The organism is Pseudonocardia sp. DSM 110487 (genome assembly GCF_019468565.1).
GTDB lineage: Bacteria > Actinomycetota > Actinomycetes > Mycobacteriales > Pseudonocardiaceae > Pseudonocardia.
Map to the genome: position 1 here is coordinate 7,200,896 of NZ_CP080521.1, position 20,912 is coordinate 7,221,807.

Annotated in this window: 14 protein-coding genes; 3 read left to right on the forward strand and 11 right to left on the reverse strand. The window is 73.1% G+C overall.

The features are described 5' to 3' along the window. Position 1 precedes the first annotated feature (1 nt). From K1T35_RS33680 to K1T35_RS33695, 4 genes are all read right to left on the reverse strand, one after another. Positions 2 to 4,117, reverse strand: coding sequence for an AAA family ATPase (locus tag K1T35_RS33680; RefSeq protein ID WP_220255793.1), 4,116 nt, complete (start codon positions 4,115 to 4,117; stop codon positions 2 to 4). A gap of 13 nt (positions 4,118 to 4,130) precedes the next feature. Continuing rightward, a complete protein-coding gene (locus tag K1T35_RS33685; protein ID WP_220255794.1) occupies positions 4,131 to 8,195 on the reverse strand; it encodes a trypsin-like peptidase domain-containing protein in 4,065 nt (1,354 codons plus the stop codon). A gap of 207 nt (positions 8,196 to 8,402) precedes the next feature. Beyond that, positions 8,403 to 8,615 carry a DUF397 domain-containing protein gene (locus tag K1T35_RS33690; RefSeq protein WP_220255795.1) on the reverse strand — a complete coding sequence of 71 codons (213 nt, stop codon included), beginning with the start codon at positions 8,613 to 8,615 and terminating at the stop codon, positions 8,403 to 8,405. Positions 8,616 to 8,636: 21 nt separating this feature from the next. Beyond that, a complete protein-coding gene (locus K1T35_RS33695; RefSeq protein ID WP_220255796.1) occupies positions 8,637 to 9,476 on the reverse strand; it encodes a helix-turn-helix transcriptional regulator in 840 nt (279 codons plus the stop codon). A gap of 106 nt (positions 9,477 to 9,582) precedes the next feature. Here K1T35_RS33695 and K1T35_RS33700 point away from each other — a divergent pair, with 106 nt between their 5' ends. Continuing rightward, positions 9,583 to 9,828 (forward strand): hypothetical protein, encoded by a 246-nt coding sequence (locus tag K1T35_RS33700; RefSeq protein ID WP_220255797.1) that lies wholly within the window; start codon positions 9,583 to 9,585, stop codon positions 9,826 to 9,828. A gap of 58 nt (positions 9,829 to 9,886) precedes the next feature. Here the strand turns inward: K1T35_RS33700 and K1T35_RS33705 are convergent, their stop codons facing one another. The 3 genes from K1T35_RS33705 to K1T35_RS33715 all read right to left on the reverse strand — a co-directional run bounded on the left by K1T35_RS33705 (position 9,887) and on the right by K1T35_RS33715 (position 13,959). Continuing rightward, positions 9,887 to 10,720, reverse strand: a complete 834-nt coding sequence (locus K1T35_RS33705; protein ID WP_220255798.1) for a GNAT family N-acetyltransferase — start codon at positions 10,718 to 10,720, stop codon at positions 9,887 to 9,889. 86 nt (positions 10,721 to 10,806) lie between these two features. After that, entirely contained in the window at positions 10,807 to 12,150 is a 1,344-nt protein-coding gene (gene glnA, locus K1T35_RS33710) for a type I glutamate--ammonia ligase (RefSeq protein WP_220255799.1), read from the reverse strand. 207 nt (positions 12,151 to 12,357) lie between these two features. Next, entirely contained in the window at positions 12,358 to 13,959 is a 1,602-nt protein-coding gene (locus K1T35_RS33715; RefSeq protein WP_220255800.1) for an alpha/beta hydrolase, read from the reverse strand. Between the two features lie 289 nt (positions 13,960 to 14,248). Here K1T35_RS33715 and panB point away from each other — a divergent pair, with 289 nt between their 5' ends. Next, a complete protein-coding gene (panB, locus tag K1T35_RS33720; protein WP_220255801.1) occupies positions 14,249 to 15,082 on the forward strand; it encodes a 3-methyl-2-oxobutanoate hydroxymethyltransferase in 834 nt (277 codons plus the stop codon). A 60-nt stretch (positions 15,083 to 15,142) separates the two neighbouring features. Here the strand turns inward: panB and K1T35_RS33725 are convergent, their stop codons facing one another. The 4 genes from K1T35_RS33725 to K1T35_RS33740 all read right to left on the reverse strand — a co-directional run bounded on the left by K1T35_RS33725 (position 15,143) and on the right by K1T35_RS33740 (position 19,362). Then, on the reverse strand, positions 15,143 to 16,243 hold the full coding sequence (locus tag K1T35_RS33725) for a glutamate-cysteine ligase family protein (RefSeq protein WP_255621030.1): 1,101 nt from the start codon (positions 16,241 to 16,243) through the stop codon (positions 15,143 to 15,145). 71 nt (positions 16,244 to 16,314) lie between these two features. Continuing rightward, a complete protein-coding gene (locus K1T35_RS33730) occupies positions 16,315 to 17,730 on the reverse strand; it encodes an RNB domain-containing ribonuclease (protein ID WP_220255803.1) in 1,416 nt (471 codons plus the stop codon). Between the two features lie 61 nt (positions 17,731 to 17,791). Then, positions 17,792 to 18,520, reverse strand: coding sequence for a maleylpyruvate isomerase family mycothiol-dependent enzyme (locus K1T35_RS33735; protein ID WP_220255804.1), 729 nt, complete (start codon positions 18,518 to 18,520; stop codon positions 17,792 to 17,794). Positions 18,521 to 18,531: 11 nt separating this feature from the next. Further along, positions 18,532 to 19,362: a fumarylacetoacetate hydrolase family protein gene (locus tag K1T35_RS33740; RefSeq protein ID WP_220255805.1), complete on the reverse strand. Its 831-nt coding sequence runs from the start codon at positions 19,360 to 19,362 to the stop codon at positions 18,532 to 18,534. A 242-nt stretch (positions 19,363 to 19,604) separates the two neighbouring features. Here K1T35_RS33740 and K1T35_RS33745 point away from each other — a divergent pair, with 242 nt between their 5' ends. After that, a complete protein-coding gene (locus K1T35_RS33745) occupies positions 19,605 to 20,894 on the forward strand; it encodes a beta-propeller fold lactonase family protein (RefSeq protein ID WP_220255806.1) in 1,290 nt (429 codons plus the stop codon). Positions 20,895 to 20,912 lie beyond the last annotated feature (18 nt).

Here is a 20,912-nt window from a genome sequence, read left to right on the forward strand (position 1 = left end):
GTCAGGAGCACGGCGGGTCGGTGTCGGTGCCGGCTGGTAGCACGCCGACCTCGGTGGGGGTGAACGGCCGGCCGAGCCGCGTGCAGAGCTCGTCGGCCCACGCTTGCGCGGCCAAGGGGAACTCGACCCGTTCGGTGCCCCAGGTGCTCTCCAGTACAGCGCTGCGACCGTCGTCGGTGACACGGCTGAACTTCAGGCGGGGGGTGAGGCTGCCGCGCTCCTGCCCGGTGTCGACGTCGACGAAGGCCAGCGACTCCTGCGAGGAGTTGTCCGCCTGGTTGAGCGTCACCAGATAGCCGTCGGCGGCGAATCCCACGAGCTCCTGGGCCTGCGGGGCGGCGATGGGCGGGCGGGCCGGCGCGGCGGCGTCGACGTCCCAGACCTGGATGGTCCGCCCGGCGGCGAGCGTGGCGAGCTCCGTACCGGTGGGGTCGAACGCCAGCACGTCGCTGCCGGTGCGGGTCAGGTCCGGGTTCAGCTCGGTCGGGATGGTGGCCAGGCGCCGGCCCGCCGGCACGTCCCACAGCTCCACCGGCCGATCGTGCGTGGACACCGCGACCTGTCCTGGGTGGCCGGGCCGGTCGTAAAGGCGGGATTCGAGCCGATACGCGCGGGCGGCGTCGGTGGCACCGACCGGAACGGGCGTGCTCAGGGGCTGCCCGGTGGCCGCGTCCCAGCTCGAGAGCATGCCGTCGCTGAGGACCAGTAGGCGCTCACGGCCATCCACCGTGTCGCGGACGTACGAGACCCCGCCGTGGAGGCGGCCCTCCAGCGGTGGTGCGTCGGAACGGGCTGGGAGCCGGAACCCGAGCACCCGCCGCAACGTGGGCAGCTCGTACCAGGCCACCTCGAACGCGCCGCCGCCAACGGGGTCGGCCACCCACAGGTGCTCGTCGCTGCTCACCTCGGCAAGGCCCCCCGCTGGCAGGGGGAGAGCGGCGAGTTCCCGGTCCGTGGCCCGTTCCAGCACGCGCACGGTTCCCCGTTCCTTCATGACGCGGTGTTCCCGGGTGGTGCCGACGAGGAGGATCTCCGAGGGATTGGACGGGGGAGGCGCTGCCGGCTCCGTGGCCAGGCGCAGCACCGACGTGCCATGGGCGAGCAGTACGGCCGGCCCGCCGGTGCCGGACGTCACGGCCATGCGGTCGGTCGGCGAGAGCGGCCACGCCGCGAGCCCCAGCGGGGTGAGCTCGCGGGGCACCGTGAGCCTCCGGCGCTCACCGGTGCCGAGGTGGGTGAGCGCCAACGACACATCGCCCGTATCGGTCCCGGAGCCGGCTGACCCGTCGACGAGCCAGCCGTCGGAGATCTGCACGCCGCTGCAGTCGAAGGTGTCGACGGGGTACCGCCCCGTCGGCGGGCCGCCGCGCACCGGCGTGACGACCACGTCGGCCCACCTCCCGGTGCCGCCGTTCTCGGACCGCTCGCAGGACACGACGCCGTGACCGGTCAGCTCCGAGCCTGCCGGGAACTCGGCCACCTCGGACCCATCGGCCAGCGAGCGCGCCACGAGCCGGGTTGTGCTCGTCCGGAACCGGGGGGCGTACCGCAGCACCACCAGGTCGGGATCGCCGGTGAGCAGGAGATCGAACCGTTCCCCCGGAGGCAGCGGCCCGAGCCGGTGGGGCACGTCCGTGCCGCCGCGCAGGTCCCGGATCACGACGTTCTGCTCGCCCGCGTCGCCCTTCGCCAGCCAGGCCAGCCGACCGCCATCGGCGGAGAACTGCAGGCTGGTGACGTCGTCCTGGGCGCCTGCGGACGTGTTCGGCAGGGTTTGCGGCGGGCCGCCCTCGACGAGGTCGTGCATCCGCACCCGCCCGTCGCGGCCGATGTCGGCGAGCCGGCGGCCGTCCGGGCTGAAGCCGACGAAACCGTCCGGGTCGGCCACCTGATCGGCGGGCGTGCGCGCTGTCGGTGCCGGACCGGTGACGCCGGTGACGGCCACCAGCCCGGCTCCGATGTCGAGCAGCGCGGTGTCCCCGCCCCGCTCCAGCCACTGGATCGGCCTCGGCGTGACGTCCGGCAGCTCCGCCTCCACCGACCGCATGGCCAGGTAGGACCGGGCCAGTGCGGTGCGGGCCGGCCGGCTGTTCGGATCGGAGTGCCATGCCGCCAACGCGAGCTGGGTGGCCACCACACTGTCGCCTGCGGCTCGGGCCAGCGACTCGTTGCCGAGCGTGTCGGCGTTCGCGCTGGCCAGCTGTGCCGCGATCCGGTTGCCGCTGTACACGGTGGTGCCGCCCAGCGTCGCCGCGCCCAGCACGAGCACGGCGAGCACGGCGTTGACGAGCCGGCCCCGGCGGACGTCCCGGCGCTGGCGGGCGATGCCCCGCCGCAGGAAGGCGCGGTCGGCGGAGGGCAGCTCGTCGGCGCGGGTGGCGAGCCAGTCGGTGGCGGTGGCCAGCGCCGCGCCACGAGGCAGTGCGGCGTCGTCGCGGCCCTCGTCCTCCCAGCGTTCGCGTTGGGTGCCGAGCTCGCTGCGCCAGACGAGGAAGTCACGGTCCTCCGCCAGCCAGGTGCGCAGCCGGGGCCAGTGCTCGATGAGCGCCTGGTGCGCCAGCTCCACGATCTCGCGGTCGGTGTCGGTATCGCTGTTGGTGTCGGACCGGGTTCGCACCAGCAGCCGCCCGGCGACCAGCGCGGGGACCAGCGCACGCTGCGCCGCCGGCAGCGCGTCGAGCCGCACCGCGCGGCGGGTGAACCGCTCGGCGCGGTCCACGCGGGCCAGCGCGGTGAAGAGCCCGCGGAGCGCGTCGGGGTCGGCCTCGAGCCCGTCCACCACCCGTTCCGCGTGCTGGGCCACTGCCCCGGCCACACCGCCGGCCTCGGTGTAGGCGGCCATGGTGAGGTACCCGCCGTCACGGCGCTCCCACAGCTCGGTCAGCAGCGACTCGACCAGCGGGAGCTGCCCGGGCTCGGTGCCGGTGTCGTCGAGGATGCGCTCCACGAGCCCGTGCTCGAACACCAAGCCGGGGGGCAGCCGGGCCGGCCGGACGATGGCCTCACGCAGCCGGTCCCGGTCCATCGGCGCGACGACCAGCCGGGCGGTGCTCAGTACGTCGGCCAGCTCGGGCGTGAGCAGCTCGTCAAGCGTGGACCAGCGCAGCGTGAGCACGGCCCGCGCCTGCGGACCATCGTCGTGAGACCGCGTGAGCCGCACGATCGACTCGAGCAGCCCGCGGGCGGACGCCGGGTCGGAGGCAGCCAGCTCCTCGAACTGGTCGGCGACCACCACCCGCCCCGTACCCCGCTCGGACAGCGCCTCGCGGAGGGTCGGCCCGGCATCGGCGCCCGGTGTGATCCGCAGGTCCACCACCTCGACGCCCCTCGCGCGTAGCCGCGGGAGCAGCCCGGCCCGGACCAGCGAGGACTTCCCCGCCCCTGATGGACCGGTCACCGCGACCACGGGCAGCCGGTCGACGGCATCGACGAGGCGATCGATCTCATCGTCCCGGCCGAAGAACACCTCGGTGTGTTCCTCGTCGAACGGGCGCAGGCCCTGGTACGGGCAGGGCAGCGCCTCCGGGTCGACGCCGAGCACCCGGTCGACCGGTTCGAGGCGGGCGCCTCGCTCGTCGACCACGGCGATACCCATCACGGCGCCGCCGGCCGCGTGCCATACCGGCGCGCCGGCGAACCCGGCGTCGAGCGGGTGCTCGCCGGGGGCCGTGTCCAGCCGGATGCGGCCGTCCGCCTCGGCGCGCGCCGTACCTGCCGACCACACGCCGTCGACGAGGCCTTCGGGGTAGCCGAGCACCTGGAACTCGCTGCCGTCGACCTGGCCGAGCCGTCTCATGGGCGGCACGCGCGCATCGATGGGGACCGCCCCGCGCAGCCGCAGGAGCACCACGTCGCCGGGCGTGAGCGGTTCGATCCCCGCCGCTACCCGCACCGGCGCGTCGTGCTCGTCGCGGAGCAACGGGAAGTCCAGCCACACCGGCAGCTCGCGCGCACCGCCGTCGCCGGCCCTCCCTGCCACGCATCGCGCCGCGGTCGCCACCAGGTCCGGACCGATCAGGAAGCCGGCCCCGGCGATCCGGCCGGTGCCCGACCACACGCGCAGGTGCGCGCCTGCGAGGTCGGCGTGCTCGCGGAAGACCGAACCGTTCGACGTCACGAGCGGTTCCCGGTCACGAGCACGGTGGGGTGGGGTCGGAGTCCGGCGGCAGCAGCGCGCGCTCGGACTGGGTGAACGGTCGGTCGATGACGGCGCACAGCGCGTCCCGCCATCCGCCTGCGGCGATCCGCAGCTCAGGCGGATTCGGCTGCCGGACCCCGTACGCCGAGTTGACGCGGAGCCCCGCCGACTGGTCCTCCGGGTTGAAGGCGCCGACATCGTCGGTCAACGCCAACCTCATCACTCCCGCCTGCCGGCCGCTCGCCAGCTCGATGGACGCCAGTCGAACCGGGTCCCGCGCGCCCGGGCCGGCTCTGACCATCAGATAGCCGTCGGGCTGGAAGGCCACGACGTAGGTGGCCTGCTCCGGTTGCGCGATGGGTGGCCGGACGAGCACACCCTGGTCCACGTCCCACACCTCGATGGCATGTTCACCGTTCGGCAACGCCATCCGGGATCCGGACGGGTCGAACACCGGCCCCTGCTCGCTGATGGTCTCGATGGTGCGGACCAGCCGCCCGGACGGCATCTCCCACAGCTGGATACCGCCCCGCGCGACGTTGACCGCAACCTGGCCGGGATGCCCGGGTCGCGGCCACACCAGCGCGAAGGCGGTGGTGTAGGCGATCTCCTCCGGCGAGCCGCCGAGCCGCACAGGGGAGCCGAGCGGATGGCCGGTCGTCCGGTCGTGGGCCGACAGCCAGCCCCCGTGCGAGATCACCACGTGGTCGCCGTCCGGAACGAGGTCGATCGGGCTACCCCCGACGAGCCCCTGGACGTCCGCGGGTCTGCGCTCCGGTATGCGGAACGTCGCGATGGGCCGCAGCGTCGGCATCTCGTAGTGGCCGATCTCCCAGGCGCCTGGTACGGGCGTCATGATCCACAACGAGTCCTCGTCGTACACCGGGCCACGGAATCGCCGGTCGAGCCCGCTCACCACGCCGAGGCGCTGCCCGGTGTGCCGGTCCCAGATGGCGATGCCGGTCTCGTACTGGGCGAGCACGGTTGTGCCGAGGCTGACGGTGGTGCGGCGGGGCGGTTCCTCCGCGCTCGGCAGCGGCTCGGTGGCGAACCGCAGCACCGAGGTGCCCTGCGCGAGGAGCACCGACGTGCGGCCGCCTGCCGAGACCACGCCGAGGCTCGTCGCCCCCGCCACCTCCTGGTCGGCGCTCGTCGCCGCGTCGCGCTCGGGGACCGGCGGGATGATCACCTGCCGGACCTCCCCGGTGCCGAGGTCGGTCAGCCGCAGCACGTGGTAGTCACCGCCTGCGCCGGCCGGCTGCCTCTCGAGGAACCAGCCACCATCTGCGGACAGCCGTGACCACGACACGTTGACGTCGCCGGCAGTCAGCCGGCGGGTCGGCGCCGCGCCTACCGGCGGATCGACGACCACCGTCGCCGGCATCCTGAATTCGGGATCGTGATCGATGCGGACCAGCGCCCCGCCGTCGGGAGCGACCCCCGTGTCAGGAGGCAGGGTGGCGACCTCGGAGCCGTCGGCCACCGACCGAACTACCAGCCGTGTGCCGTCCTGGCCGAACGTGCCGTGCCGCAGCAGCACCCGGCCGGGATCGTCGGTCGGCCAACCCGCCCTCACGTCGCTCGGGAGCGTGCCGAGCCGGTTGACGATCTCCGCGTCGCGGCGCAGGTCCCACAGCTGCACGCTCACCTCCTGCGAGGCGGACACCACGCCCCACATCAGCACGTCGCCGCCCGGCGCGAAGACGGGCAGGGACAGGCTGGTCCCCGGAGTGCCGGGCAGCTCCCTCACCGGCAGCTGCCCGGTCAGGTCGCGCAGCAGCACGACCGGGCGGTCCGTCAGCGTGACGGCCAGCCGGCGACCGTCCGGGCTCAGGATCGGCGTACCGCTGCCGGGGGGTAGATCGGTGAGCTCGTGCCGCTGGGGCGCCGGACCGGACAGGCCGGTGAGGACGACCGGATGCGGAGCGGTGTAGAGCAGCGCCGTGTCGCCGCGGACCACCATGCTCTCGATCGGCTCAGGGCTCAGGTCCGCGAACTCCGCCTCGGCGGTGTGCAGGCCCAGGTACGTTCTGGCCAGCGCGTCGCGGGCGGCCGGGTGGCCGGGGTCCGCGCGCCACGCTGCTAGAGCCAGCTGGGCGGCCAACGCCGGATCGGTGGGCACCCTGGCCAGCGCTTCCCGCCCGATGATGCCGGCGTTCGCCGTGGCCAGCTGGCCGGCCAGGACGTCACGGCGCTGCACCGCCAGCACCGACAGCGATCCGATCACCAGCAGCAGGACCGCGAGCACGGCGGTGACGACACGCCGTCGCCTCATCCGGCGGCGCGCCATGGCGACGCCCAGCCGGACGTAGTCCTGGTCGGCGGCAGCGACGTCGTCGGCGCGGGATTCCACCCACTCCACGGCGGCGGCGAGCGGCGCGCCCCGCAACAGCGCGCCGTCGTCGCGCCCGCCTGACTCCCACCGCCTGCGCCGCTCCTGGAGCCCGGCCAGCCAGGAGAGGAACTCGCGGTCGGCGGTGAGCCAGTCGCGCAGCCTCGGCCAGTGCTCGACGAGCGCCTGATGGGCCAGCTCGACCGTATCCCGGGTGACGACGAGCAGGCGCCGGCCGGCGAGCGCCTCCGCGAGCGCTCGCTGCTCCGGAGGCAGATCGCGCAGGAGCACCGGGCGCCGGACGAAGCGTCCGTCACGGCCGGGCTCGGCCAGCGCGGTGAACAGCCGGCGCAGGGTCGGCTCGTCGGCCTGGAGCGAGTCGACGACGCGGTCCGCGTGCTGGGCGAGCGCGCCCGCGACCCCGCCGCACTCGAGGTACCCGCGCAGCGTGGCGCGCCCGTCGTCACGGTGGTCCCACAGATCGGCCAGCAACGCGGACACGAGAGGCAGCTGGCCGGGTTCGGTGCCCGCGTCATCGAGGATGCGGTCCACCAGCCCCTCTTCGAAGCTCAGGCCGGGGGCCTGCTCAGCGGGGCCGACGATCGCCTCCCGCAGGCCGGCGCGATCGAGCGGAGTCACCAGCACGGTGGCCTCGTCCAGCGCGGCGGTCAGCCGGGGGTCGAGCCGCTCGAAGGCGGTCCAGCGCAACGTCAGCACCGCCCGGATCCGACCGGTGCTCGTGCGGGCAATCACCTCGTCCAGCAACGCGCCGGCGGTCTCCGGCGCGAGCGTGGCGAGCTCCTCGAACTGGTCGAGCACCACGACCGTGCCCGGCACCGCGTCCGCGACCGCCGACACCAGGTTCCCGACCGGGTCGACGTCGAGGCGGCACTCCACGACCGGCGTGCCACCCGCCAGCAGCCGCGGCAGCAGACCCGCGCGGACCAGGGACGACTTACCCACCCCCGACGGGCCGGCCACCGCGACGAGCGGCAGCCGGGACGTGGCGTCGGCGAGCCGCTCGATGTCGTCGTCGCGGCCGTGGAAGTACGCGGCGTGCTCGGTGTCGAACGGCCGCGCCCCCGGGTACGGGCAGGGCACCAGCTCCTGGTCCAGTGCGAAGACGGCGTCGATGGGGATCAGGTACGCGGCTTGGGTGGTGTCTCCGCGGATGGCGGCGACGGTCATGCCGACCACCGCGCCCGAGGCGGTGTCCCACACCGGAGCACCGGAGAACCCCGGCTCCACGCGCGGTTCCCCCGCGCCGGTGTGCAGCTGGAACCACCGGGTGCCCTGCTCACCCCGGATCCGCCCGCTCGTCCAGACCCCGTCGGTCCCGCCATCGGGGAACCCGAGGACCCGGAAGTCGTGGCCCCACAACCGGGCGATCCGACGTACCGGTGGCACGCGCGCCGGCGCCGGCGCAGTCAGCCGCAGCAACGCCACGTCGCCGGTGCCGTCATCCCGGATGGGCGCCCAGCGCTCCACGACGGCCTCGAGCGGCACGGGGGCATCGTCGCCTGTCAGGGGGAAGTCCACGCGCACGGTGGCGGTCGGGGCCTCGGGGGCGTACGGGTCGGCATCAACCGCCTCGGCGACCACGTGAGCGCAGGTGGCGATCAGATCCGGCCCGACGACGAACCCGCCGCCGACGACTCCCACCCTGGGGTGCCACACGCGCGCCACAGCGCTCGCCAGTACCGGCGGTGGCGCCGTGATGGTCATGTCGATCCCCCGGCCGGCAGCATAATCAGCGGCCGGGGTCGACGTCACGGCGGCGCATGGCCGGCCGGCAGCCAACCGCGCCCAGGCGCCCCCTCGCCGACGCCGCGCACCCAACCGGCTCGCGCTACCCGTCGACAGGGCGCGTGAGCGAAGAAGGGGTGCGTGAGCGCGCTTGGGGCGCGTGCGCCCGCCCGTCGGGCCTGCCCGTCAGGCGTCGAACTCGCCCGCGCGGATGCCCGCGAGGAACTCTCGCCAGGCGGGCGCGGAGTGGACGTGCGGAGGGCGGGCGCGGTCCTTCGTGTCTCGGACGGCAATCCCACCTGCGAGGGCTGCGACCTCGACGCAACCGTCCCCGTTCCCACTGCTCCCGCTGAAGGTGCTCTTCCGCCAGACGACGCCGGCGGGAATCGGGGCGGGCATTGGCACCTCTCGCGGTCGCGACTACGTCTGCGCGGCCACCCGCTCGATCAGTGCGACCGACTCGGCCGGGTTGTAGGCCACCGACCGCAGGTGGTCAAAGACCAGTGTAGCCCGCGCGACGTCCTCGTCCTTCTCGATGTGCACCGACCCCATGGGGTGCTCGACGTACGCCATGTCGGGCTCCCCGAGCCCTTCGTAGCTCAGGACCGTGAACGCCCCACCCATTGCGGGGTGGGCGCCGATGCCGTTCGGCAGCACCTGCAGCTCGACCGAGTCGAGCGCCGCAGCTTCGACGAGGTGCTTGAGCTGAGCGCGCATGACTGTCGGGCCGCCCACCGGGCGGCGCAGCACCGGCTCGTCGATGATCGCGGCAAGGCGGAGCGGGTCGGTGGTCGACGGGAGCCGCTCCTGCCTGATCATTCGCACTCGGATTTCGCGCTCGACGGTCTCCTTCGAGCGACTGCGCAGCGATGCGTCGAACATCGCTCGGGCGTAGTCGGGGGTCTGCAGCAGGCCGGGCACGTACGTAACCGTGAAGTCGCGAACCGTGCTGGCCTCCGCCTCCAGTGGCACGTAGCACTTGTCGTCCAGGCCGTACGCCCGCCACCACCCCTTTTCGCTGGCCTGACGCGTGAGGTCCAGGATCTCCGTCCACCGGTCCCCGCCGACGTCGAACAGATCCAGCATGCTGCGCACCATGTGCACGTCGACGCCCTGATGGGCGTTCTCGATGCGGGACAGCTTGCTCGCCGAGACGTCGAGCTGAGGCGCGGCCGCCTCGATCGTCAGGCCCGCGTGCACGCGCAGCTCACGCAGGGTGCGGGCGAGCTGACGTCTCCGGACCAGGGCACCGCTGCGCACGCCCACCCTCCCTGCTCTGTGCGACCGGTCGACGACTGATAGTGGCAGGTGGAAGGTGTCAGCTGAAAGATCCAGCCGACACCGGCCACCCGGACCCTCCCCTGGCATGCAGACGGAGGGGAAGCCGCGGGACCGGATCACCGAAGCCGGGGCCGTGATCGCCGGGTGGACACGGTTGTGGTCGCAGCTGCTGGTGGTGCACGTCGCCGGGCCGGACGGGCGGTGCCGGGGCTGCCCGAGCAGCCTGAACGTCGCGCCGCGCTCGCCGTGCCGGCTCGCCGAGCTCGCGGGGGCCGCGCAGGCCGCGCACCGCGCGCAGAGCCGCGAGCGGCCCGGCCCAGCTCGCGCATGATCATTGCCACACCGCGCTCAGCGCCCTCCCGAGGACGATGAGCGCCATCTCGGACCGATCATGCGATGAATCGCAGCTCGACCGCGTCGTGCACCGGGCGGTAGCCGATGCGGGGGTAGAGGCGGTTGGTCGTGGGGTTGGCGAGGTCGGTGAAGAGCACCACCCGCTGCGCACCCGCGTCCAGGGCCCACTGCGACGCCGCCGCCGTCACCGCCGCGGCGTAGCCGTGTCCCCGGTGCTCGGGCGGGGTGTATACCGGCCCGATCCGGGACATGCGGGCGATCACCGGCTTCGCGCACGCCTGCGCCACCGGCGTGCCGTCGACCTCCCAGAGCATTTCACCGGCACCGAGCCGCAGGGAGCGGGCCACCAAGCCCTCCGGGTCGTGCTCCTTGTCGTGCCCGGCCTCCGCGCCGAACGCGCGGCGCCACTCCCCGAGCAGCGGGATGTCACCCTCGTCCGCGCGGCGGGCCCGCCCGGGTACCCCGCGCGGGGGCGCGAGCAGGTTCAGCGCGAAGAGCCGCGTCCGCATCGCCGGCTCCGCCCGGCAGCCGGTCCGCGCGATCCGGGCGGCGGCGAACGCCTCGGCCTCGGCGACGGGCCCGTGCGCCCCGTCCGCAATGGGGTCCGCCTCGGCCAGTGCACGTTCGACGGCCGGTGCGTGTCGTGCAGGCACGGCCGAGACGAGCGTCGCGCGTCCCGGCGACCGCAACGCCGCCCCCGTCACCTCACCTGCCTCGCGCACCGTGAGCAGCACGGCGCTCGGCTCACCGCCCCGGTGCATGCCGTCGAGCGCGGTCAGCGCCATGGTGTGGCGCAGCGGGTCGGCCTGCAGGAGCGGCCCGGCCGCGGCGGCGAACTCACCGGCGTCGTCGTGCAGAGCGATCTCCATGCACCGACGATGCCGCCCCAGCCCGTTGCAGCAAAGCCACTTTCATGCCACGTGGCTGCATGAAAGTGGCTCTGCTGCAATCCGGCTCAGAGCACGGGCAGGTACGTCGACAGCTCGTAGGGAGTGACCTGGCGGCGGTAGCCGTCCCATTCGCTGCGCTTGTTGCGCAGGAAGAAGTCGAAGACGTGCTCGCCGAGGATCTCGGCCACCAGCTCCGAGTGCTCCATGGCCGTCAGCGCCTCGGTGAGGTTCTGCGGCAACGCCTCGTACCCGAGGGCGCGGCGCTCGGTCTCGGTGAGCGACCAGACGTCGTCCTCGGTGGCGGGCGGCAGCTCGTACCCCTTCTGCACGCCGGTGAGACCGGCGCCGAGGATCACGGCGAACGCGAGGTACGGGTTGCAGGCGCTGTCGAGCGTGCGGATCTCCACCCGACGCGTGGACGCCTTGCCCGGCGAGTACATCGGCACCCGAACCAGCGCCGAGCGGTTGGCGTGGCCCCACGACACGGCCGTGGGCGCCTCGCCACCGACGATGAGCCGCTTGTAGGAGTTCACCCACTGGTTGGTGACCGCGCTGATCTCCCGCGCGTGCCGCAGCACCCCGGCGACGAACGCCTTGCCGGTCTCGGAGAGCTCGTAGGGGTCGTCCGGGTCGTGGAAGGCGTTGCGGTCGCCCTCGAAGAGCGAGAAGTGCGTGTGCATCGCCGAGCCGGGGTGCTCGGAGAACGGCTTTGGCATGAACGAGGCCCGCACGCCCTGGGTGAGCGCGACCTCCTTCACCACGTACCGGAAGGTCATGATGTTGTCGGCCATCGTCAACGCGTCGGCGTAGCGCAGGTCGATCTCCTGCTGGCCGGGCCCGCCCTCGTGGTGGCTGAACTCCACCGAGATGCCCATCGACTCGAGCGTCTCGATGGCGTTGCGCCGGAAGTGCGGGGCGACGTCGTGGCTGGACTGGTCGAAGTAGCCGCCGGAGTCGGCGGGCTCGGGCGCGGACCCGTCGGCCGGCAGGCCGCGCAGCAGGTAGAACTCGATCTCCGGGTGCACGTAGCAGGTGAAACCCGCCTCGCCGGCGCGCGAGAGCGCCCGCCGCAGCACGTGGCGCGGGTCGGCCCATGACGGCGAGCCGTCGGGCATGGCGATGTCGCAGAACATGCGGGCGGAGTAGTGCTCGCCGGGCGAGGTCTCCCACGGCAGCACCTGGAACGTCGAGGGGTCGGGGCGTGCCACCATGTCGGACTCGTAGACCCGCGCGAACCCCTCGATCGCGGACCCGTCGAAGCCGATTCCCTCGGCGAACGCGCCCTCCAGCTCCGCGGGCGCCACGGCGACCGACTTGAGGTATCCGAGCACGTCGGTGAACCAGAGCCGCACGAAGCGGATGTCGCGTTCCTCGAGCGTGCGGAGCACGAACTCCTGCTGTCGGTCCATGGGAGCCGAGCCTAGGAACGCCGCGTTACGGCCATGTTTCGTAGCAGCTCAGGCGGTGCGATGTGGACCACTCCCGCCCGAACGTGCGACAGCGCCCGCCCGTGCCCGGGCGAGCGCTGTCCGTGGTCCGGCCCGCACCGTGGTGCGCCCCTCATACTCACCGGCCCTGCCCTCCTTTCGATGCGGAGGGCAGCAGTGTTACGCGCGTCACCCGCCAGGCGTCGGCGCGAGGCTGCAGCGGGCCCCATCGGGCGGTAGCCGCAGGTCCACGAGGTATGAGCTGACGATGTCGTCCACGCACCGGTTGCCCTGCAGCGCCACCGTGTGCTGCGCCCCGTCGACCGACAGCAGGCTCCCGGAGAGCGCCTTCGCCAGGTCGACACCAGCCTGGTACGGCGTGGCGGGATCGCCGGTGACCGAAACCGTGAGCGTCGGAGGCAGGCCCTGCACCTGCGGCACGTGCGGCTCGCTCGTGGGTGGCGCGGGCCAGAACGCGCACGGGTCGAGCGCGGCGACCACACCGCGGCCGTCGTCGCGGAACGGCGCCGCCTCGTTGGAGCGCCGGATCAGCTCGCCCTGCTCGGCACGGTCGGCGATGCGCTCCTCGTCGACACAGCTGATGACGATGAACGCCTCGATCCCGTTTCCGTAGTGCCCGTCCTGGCCGCGGTCGTTGTACATGTCGGCGAGGCGCATCAGGATCGTGCCGTCGCCGGAGGCGAGCGTGGACAGGCCCCGCGTGAGCAGCGGCCAGAAGTCCGACAGGTACAGCGCCTGGATCGTGCCGGTCACGGCGTCCGGGTAGGAGAGCGTGCGGGCGCCGCCGTCGGCGGGCGCCGGCCGGTCCATCAGCGGGCGGGTGAGGGCCTGGAACGCCGCGGTGGCCTGCGCGGGGTCCTGGCCGAGCGGGCAGGCCGGCTCCTGCGCGCAGTCGGCGGCGAAGGCGTCGAAGGCCTGCTGGAATCCCGCGTTCTGGTCGACGGTGCGCTGCACCGTGGTCTGCTCGGGGTCGAGCGCGCCGTCGAGCACGAGCGCCCGCACGTTCTGCGGGAACGCCTCCGCGTACGCCGAGCCCATCCGGGTGCCGTAGGAGTAGCCGAGGTAGGTCAGCTTCTGGTCACCGAGGGCCTGGCGCAGGATGTCCACGTCGCGGACCACGTCGCGGGTGCCGACGTTCGCCAGCACGTCCCCGCCGCCGGAGCGCTCGGTGCACCGCTGCGCGTACTGCTGGTTCTCCGCCTCCGTCTGTGCGACGCCCGCTGGCGACGGGTCGATGTCCAGGTCGGCCCGCTCGACCTCCCACTCGGAGTCGTCGAGGCAGTCGATGGTCGGCGTGCTCGCCCCGACACCCCTCGGGTCGAACCCGACGATGTCGAAGCGCTGGGCGAGCGGGCTCCTCTCCAGCCTGCGCGACATCGACGCGCCGAGGCTCATCCCGGACGCCCCCGGTCCCCCCGGGTTGACCAGCAGCGACCCGACCCGGTCCCCCGTGGCCTTGTGGCGCAGCACGCCGACCTGGGCCGTCCGCCCGTCGGGCTTGGTGTAGTCGAGCGGGACCTCGAGCCGCGCGCACTCCAGCGCCTCGTCGTCGAACGCCGCGCGGTCGGCAGAGCTCGTGGCGTAGTCGGCGCACGGGCCCCAGCTGAGCTGCTGGTCGTAGAAGCGCGCGAGCTCGGTGGGCTGCACCGGTGGCTGCGGGGCCTGCACCGGCGCCGGCGCTGCCGGTTGGCTGCATCCCGACAGCACGAGTGCGGCGGAGCAGGCGGCGACGACGGCGGAGCGCAGTGGGTCGAGCACGGCGCCCAGCATGCCAGCGAGGGCCGTTGCGGCCCGGTGAACCGACCGGGCGCGTCAGGATGCCCCCGTTCGGGCGAAAATTGCTACACGGCCGCACGCAGATCGCGACTCGCATGCACCCAGACCGCGACTCGCGGGCGGCCAGGCTCCGCCGCCCGCCCGTGTGCGCCGCAGCGCCGTTCCCGGGCGTGTGAATCTCGTCCCAGCACGGCGCCCCCCTCCCGTGCCGGTGCCACGCTTCTCCAGGTCAGCACCTGACGACCCGGGGACCCGCACGGGCCTCGAGGGAGGACGGACAGCGATGTCTGAGGAGTCCCCGTACCGCACCGTGGAGCGGCCGAAGCGGGTCCGCATCCCGCACCTGCACGCTCTCAAGCAACGCGGCGAGCGCTGGGCCATGCTCACCGCCTACGACGCCTACACCGCGGAGATCTTCGACGAGGCCGGCATCAAGGTACTGCTCGTCGGCGACTCGGCCGCCAACAACGTCTACGGCTACGAGAACACGCTGCCGGTGACGGTCGAGGAACTGTTGCCGCTGGTCAAGGCGGTCTCCCGGGGCGCGCGAACCGCGCTCGTCGTGGCCGACCTCCCCTTCGGCAGCTACCAGACCGGCCCCGAGCAGGCACTCACCACATCCTTCCGGTTCATGAAGGAGGGCGGCGCGCATGCCGTGAAGCTCGAGGGTGGGACCCGGTTCGTGCCGCAGGTCGACGCGCTCGTCGGCGCGGGCATCCCGGTGATGGCGCACCTGGGCTTCACGCCGCAGAGCGAGCACGCGCTCGGCGGGTTCCGCGTGCAGGGCCGCGGCGAGGCGGCCGACCGGCTCGTCGAGGACGCCATCGCCCTGCAGGAGGCGGGCGCCTTCGCGGTGGTGCTGGAGCTGGTGCCCGCCGACGTGGCGAAGCGCGTGACGGCCGAGCTGGACATCCCGACGATCGGGATCGGTGCGGGCCCCGACTGCGACGCGCAGGTGCTGGTGTGGTCGGACATGGCCGGCATGAACCGGGGCCGCAAGCCGCGGTTCGTGAAGCAGTACGCGGACGTCGGCGGGGTGCTCCTCGATGCGGCACGCCGGTTCGGCGCGGAGGTGGCCGAAGGCCGCTATCCCGCGGAGGAGCACTCCTACACCTGATCCGACGAACGGCGCGTTCGTCGGAACCTATCCGACGAACCCGCCGTTCGTCGGAATCGCTCATGGGAGAAGGCCGCCCACCGGCTCGCCCGCGCGGTAGGCCGCGAGCATCGCGTCGGCGGGCGACTCCCGCCGGAGCCACCGCTCGCGCAGCCGGGCGAGCCGGGCGAGGTCGGCCGGCCGGTCGGCGAGGGCCCGCTCGGCCGCGTCGAGGAGCTCACCGGTGCCCGCGTGCACGTCGTCGTCGGCAAGGCCGACGCCTGCCACGTGCTTGTGCAGGCCCGCGTCGGGCGTGGTGCGCCTGCCCTCCAGCGTTTCGTCCAGGGCGACGCCGGTGAGCAGGGAGAGCAGCTCGCCGTAGAGCTCGGGGTGGGGGCAGGCGTCGAACGCCTTGAACTCGATGCGCCCCACCTCGGCGGGCAGGCGCGCCACCTGCGTGAGCGACGGGTCGGCGTCGAGCTGCCCCTCCGGCCCGACCAGGAACACGAGCGCGGCGGGCCGCACCCCGGTGCGCACCGCCGTGCGCGCCGAGAGCCCACCCCACGGCCCGCCGTCGCGGAACGGTGAGGAGAACGACAACGGCACCAGCCACGGGCTGTAATAGGTGAGCTTGCGACCGACGTCGACGATGGCCGCCTCGTCGAGCCCGTTGCAGGACAGGTTCAGGTCCGGTCCATAGGTGGACATGTGCAGGTGCGCGGTGCGCTCCTCCGGCGAGTCCTGCCGGTGGGCCTGCTCCCACGCGTTCAGCGGCGGGTCGATCCGGTACTCCGAACGGACGGGGTTGAACGCGATCGTCGTGGCACGCAGCCCGGTGCGGGCCAGTTCCGCGTCGAGCAGACGCAGGTCGGCGCGCAGCGCAGCGACGGTGGCCTCGATCGAATCGTGGATGCGGGTGCGGACCTCGAGGCCCTTCGGGTCGCACCGGACGAGGTCGCCGCGCTCGTCGAAGCGCTCGTAGCCCTCGACGTACCACCGCTTGCGCTTGATCCCCTGGTCGCCGACGCGCAGGTCCGGGTAGTCGGCCGGGTCCTCGGGCAGCGCGTCCACCACGGCCTGGAGCTCCTCGAAGGTGGTGGAGGTGTAGTCGGCGAACCCGCCACCGACGTGCACGAGCGCGCTCTCGTGCTCGATGCCGTAGCGGAACGCACGGTCGGGCACCGGCCCACCTCCCAGAATCATCGGGCGGACCGCCCGCCGGACACGAGGGTAGCCGCGCCCGACCCGCTGAATCAGGAAACGGCGAACTCGATCCGGCCGGTGCCCGGATCGGCCGCGGTGAGGCGCACGCGGACGAGCGCGCCCGCGATGAGGGCACCCGTGCAGGGCGCGAGCACGGGCGGGTCGGGCACGTAGACCTCGCCCGCCTCACCGTCCGCGCGCAGGACGACCGCGTCGAACTCCCGCCCGACGCTCCCGGAGAGCAGCGCGGCCTCGGTGCGGTCGAGGCAGGCCCGGTCCACGCGGGAGGCCAGCCCGTCCGACTCGTCCATCACTCCCGGCACCGTCGGGAGCGCCGTGCGGAGCCAGTCGGGCAGCTCGGCGCCTGCGGTGACCGCGAGGCAGACCTCGGTGCCGAACCGGTCTGCGAGCCGCCGCAGCGGCGCCGTGACGTGGGCGTACGGCGCCCCGATGCCGCCGTGTCCTGCGTCCGCGGGGGGCTCGGTTCCCGCGGAGCTGTCGAACGCGCGGTAGCCCGCCCCGCGCAGCAGCGCGGTGGCCGCGCGGCGCACCGCGAGGGCGGACGGCGTGTCCGCGGGCAGCCCGGCCAGCACCTCCGCCACCGGCGCGTCCTCGGGCCACCCGAAGCCGAGCTCGCGCGCCGCGCGCCGGAACGCCGCCAGCGCGTCCGGTTCCGGCGCCGGGAGCGTACGGAGCAGGCCGACCCCGGCGTCGAGCATGATCCGGGCCGCCGCCATGCCCGTGAGCAGGGAGATCTCCGCGTTCCACGACTCGACGTCCAGCCTGCGGCGCACCCGTACCGTCCAGCCGCCGGACCCGTCCGGCACGACCTCCTGCTCGGGGAGCTCCAGCTCGATCGCCCCGCGCCGCACCGCGTGCGCGCGGCGCAGCGGACCGAGCTCGGGTAAAGCGGCCAGCGCCGGGTGCACACGGCCCGCGGCCACATCCGCCTGCACGCCCGCGTAGTCCAGCCGGGCCCGCGACCGCACCACCGCCCGCTCGAGGGCCACCGCGACCTGCTCGCCCGCGTCGTCCAGGTCGAAGGTCCACAGCACGGCGGCTCGCGGCCCGTCCGGGAGCAGGCTCGCCGCGTCCTCCGACAGCACGGCCGGGTGCAGTGGCACCGACCCGTCCGGCAGGTAGATCGTCTGCCCTCGCCGCCGCACCTCGGCGTCCAACACCCCACCGGGGGCGACGACCGCGCCCAGATCGGCGATCGCGTAGTACACCCGGAACCCGGACCCGCGCCGGACGACGCCCACGGCCTGGTCGAGGTCCTTCGAGCCCGGCGGGTCGATCGTCACCAGCTCGATGTCCGTGGCGTCCCGGCGCCCTGGCCCCGGGCCGGGGCGGTCCGCGGCGGCCCTTGCCGCCTCGGCCAGCACCGCGGAAGGGAAGGCGTCGGGGAGCGCGAACTCGGTGCGAACGGCGGCGAAGTCCGGTGTGGGACGCGGCGACGAGTGCACGGCCGGAGCCTCCCACGGACCGGACGGCAGGTGTGCGCTGGTCGGGGATCGTTCGAGCGGCTCAGAGCCAGCGGGGCAGGGCGGGGAGCTTCCTGCCGCCGGAGCTGCGCAGGTCACGGCCCTTGCTGCGGCCGAGCAGCCAGGCCGCGAGACCGGAGGCCGGGCCGCTGATGGTCGTCGCCGCGGTCTGGTCGCCGATCTCCCACACCGAACCGTCCGGCGCCGTGAGGCGCAGGGCGGGGCAGTCAGGCTTCTCCCCCATCGACCGGGTGACGTCGGTGAGCAGCACAGCCACCATCGGGGCCGGCATGTCGGCGAACGAGGCACCGACATCGAGGTCCACGGCGTGGATCCACATCTCGCGGGCACGCAGCCATGGGATGTCTGTGGCGACCAGGTCCCGGCCCTGCGCGTTCTGGACGTGCGCGGACCACGCCGACTCCGGCATCGCACGCACGACATGGGCCAGCCGGTCCGAGGAGTCCACGACGTCCGCGCGGATCTCCACGGCAGCCCTGCGCGCACCTGCCTCGATGTCGGCGTCCCGTTGCTCGCGGCTCGCGTACGCCGGGGTACGGACACCCGTCCGCGCCCAGGTCAGCAGATTGATCATCGCGTCGGCGTTGCGCGCGACGTGCGTCAGCACGTGTGCCCGGCTCCACCCCGGGAGCGCGGACGGTGCCGCGAACGCGTCGTCGCCCATCCGCATCATGAGCCCGCGCAGGTGGGCGGCCCCGTCGCCGGTCCATGCGAGCGTGTGGGCGAGGGAGCGGGGACCCGCAACCGTCATCGCCCTCTGTTTCACGGCGCAGCCTCCAGGCGGCAGGTGTTGCGGCACTCGCCGACACCCGCGATGCGGGTGACGAGCTCGGCGCCGTCGGTGAGGTAGCGCGCGGGCCTGCGGGCGTGACCGACCCCGCCAGGGGTGCCGGTGGCGATCACGTCGCCGGGGTTGAGCGTCACGATCCCGGACAGGTAGACGATCAGGTCCACCGGCGAGAACACCAGCTCTTTCGTGGACGAGCTCTGCATCGTCTCGCCGTCGAGCACGGTGGAGACCTCCCAGCCGCCGTCCGGGAGCTCGTCGGGCGTCACGAGCCACGGCCCCAGCGGGGTGGTGCGCTCGAACGTCTTGCCCTGCAGGAACTGCGACGTGCGACGCTGGAAGTCGCGCACGCTCACGTCGTTGAGCACCGTGTAGCCGGCGATCGCCGCCTCGGCCTGCTCCGGTGTGGCGTGCCGGACCGACCGCCCGATCACGACCGTCAGCTCGACCTCCCAGTCGATCGCCGTCGACGCGCGCGGCAGCACGATGTCGTCGTGGGCACCGACGAGCGCCGGGGCGAACTTCGCGAAGACCGTCGGGTAGTCGGGCAGCTGGTTGCCCATCTCGAGGACGTGGTCGCGGTAGTTCAGGCCGACACAGATGATCTTCTCGGGCGCCGGCACGAGCGGCGCGTAGTGCAGGCCGTCGAGGGGGTGCGACGGCCCGGCCGCCGCCGCGGCGTGCGCGGTCCAGTCGGGGCGTTCCAGGAGCGCGCGGACGTCCGCATCGCCTGTCTCCACTGCCGCGGTCTCGTCCACCCGGACGGCGCGGTTGCCCGTGGCCGTTCGGATCGTCGCCAGCCTCATTCCCTCACCTCACCGGTCGTCACGGCGGGCAGTCTGGTCCCATCGAGCGCGGAGCACACGATCGGGGGGTGGATCCGACATCCGTGATCAAGCTGGCGACCAGGATGAACGGGGAAGAACCGATCGGGATCACCCGAACGAGACTGATGCCACTTGGACATCATTCAATGCCCAATCGGTGTTAGACCAGTATCACTCGGCGGTCATAGCCTCGCTGCATTCTGGGCCAACGGAGGCTTGTCATGGGCACGCGCAGCGAGGGTCCCCCGCTAGGTCGACGGAAGTTCGTGATGCTGATGGCGGGAGTCGCGGCCACCGCGACATCGGGAGTCGCGTGCGCACCGGCCGCACCGGCGGAGCCCGCGGAACCTGCCGCGCCCGCTCGCACGGTCTTCTACGCCTCGGTCGGCGCCGATCTCGGCCTGTACACCGTGGACGAGAACGCCTTGACCCTCAGCCGGGACAGCGTCATCCGCACGCCCGATCTCGTGCAGTACGTCTGGGTGCATCCGACCGCGCCGGTGCTGTACGTGGCCTACAGCAATCGCTCGAAGGCGAACGACAACCACGGCGTCGCGGTGTACCGCATCGACAGCGGAACCGGGCGACTCACCGAGTTCAACCGGCCCCTCACGCTCGACAACCGGCCGATCCACATCAGCGTGGACCCGAGCGGGCGCCATCTCCTCATCGCCTACAACCAACCGTCGAACCTGACCGTGCACACGCTGAACGCGGACGGCTCGATCGGCGACCCGGTCGCGCAACGAGAGCCCGTCGACGTCGGCATCTACGCCCACCAGGTACGGGTCGCCCCGTCGGGAGACATCGTCGTGGTCAGCGCGCGAGGCAGTGACGCCACCGCCACGGCGCCCGCTGCGCCCGGTGCCCTCAGGGTGTTCCGGTACTCCGATGGCCAGCTGTCGAGCGCGCATTCCGTCAGCGATGGCGACGGGTTGGGATTCGGCCCGCGCCACGTGGATTTCCATGCGACGAAGCCGTGGATGTACGTCTCGATGGAGCGCAACAACGAACTGCTGACCTACGGGGTGCAGGACGGTGGGATCAGCCCGTCCCCGCTGTTCACGAAGGCGACGGTGAGTCAGCCCGAGCTCCGGGCGCCTGCTCAGTACCTCGGCCCGATCCACGTGCACCCGAACGGGAGGTTCGTCTACCTCGTCAACCGCTCCGACGGCACCGTCGACCTCGCGGGGAAGAAAGTTCACGGCGCCGGCGAGAACACCGTGGCCGTCTTCTCGATCGACGACAGCAGCGGCGAGCCGACCCTGATCCAGAGCGTCGGGATCGACGCCTTCCACGCGCGCACCTTCTCCATCCATCCGAACGGGAAGATGCTGGTGACGGCCGCCGTCGCCCCGCTGGCGGAACGGGACGGCGATCAGGTGCGCGAGGTGCCCGCCGGGCTGTCGGTGTTCGGCATCGGCGACGACGGACGGCTGACCTTCGCCCGCAAGTACGACGTCGACGTCACCGGTGGCCCGCTGTTCTGGTGCGGGATGGTCTCGCTCTGACTCCCGCTGCGGCTCGCG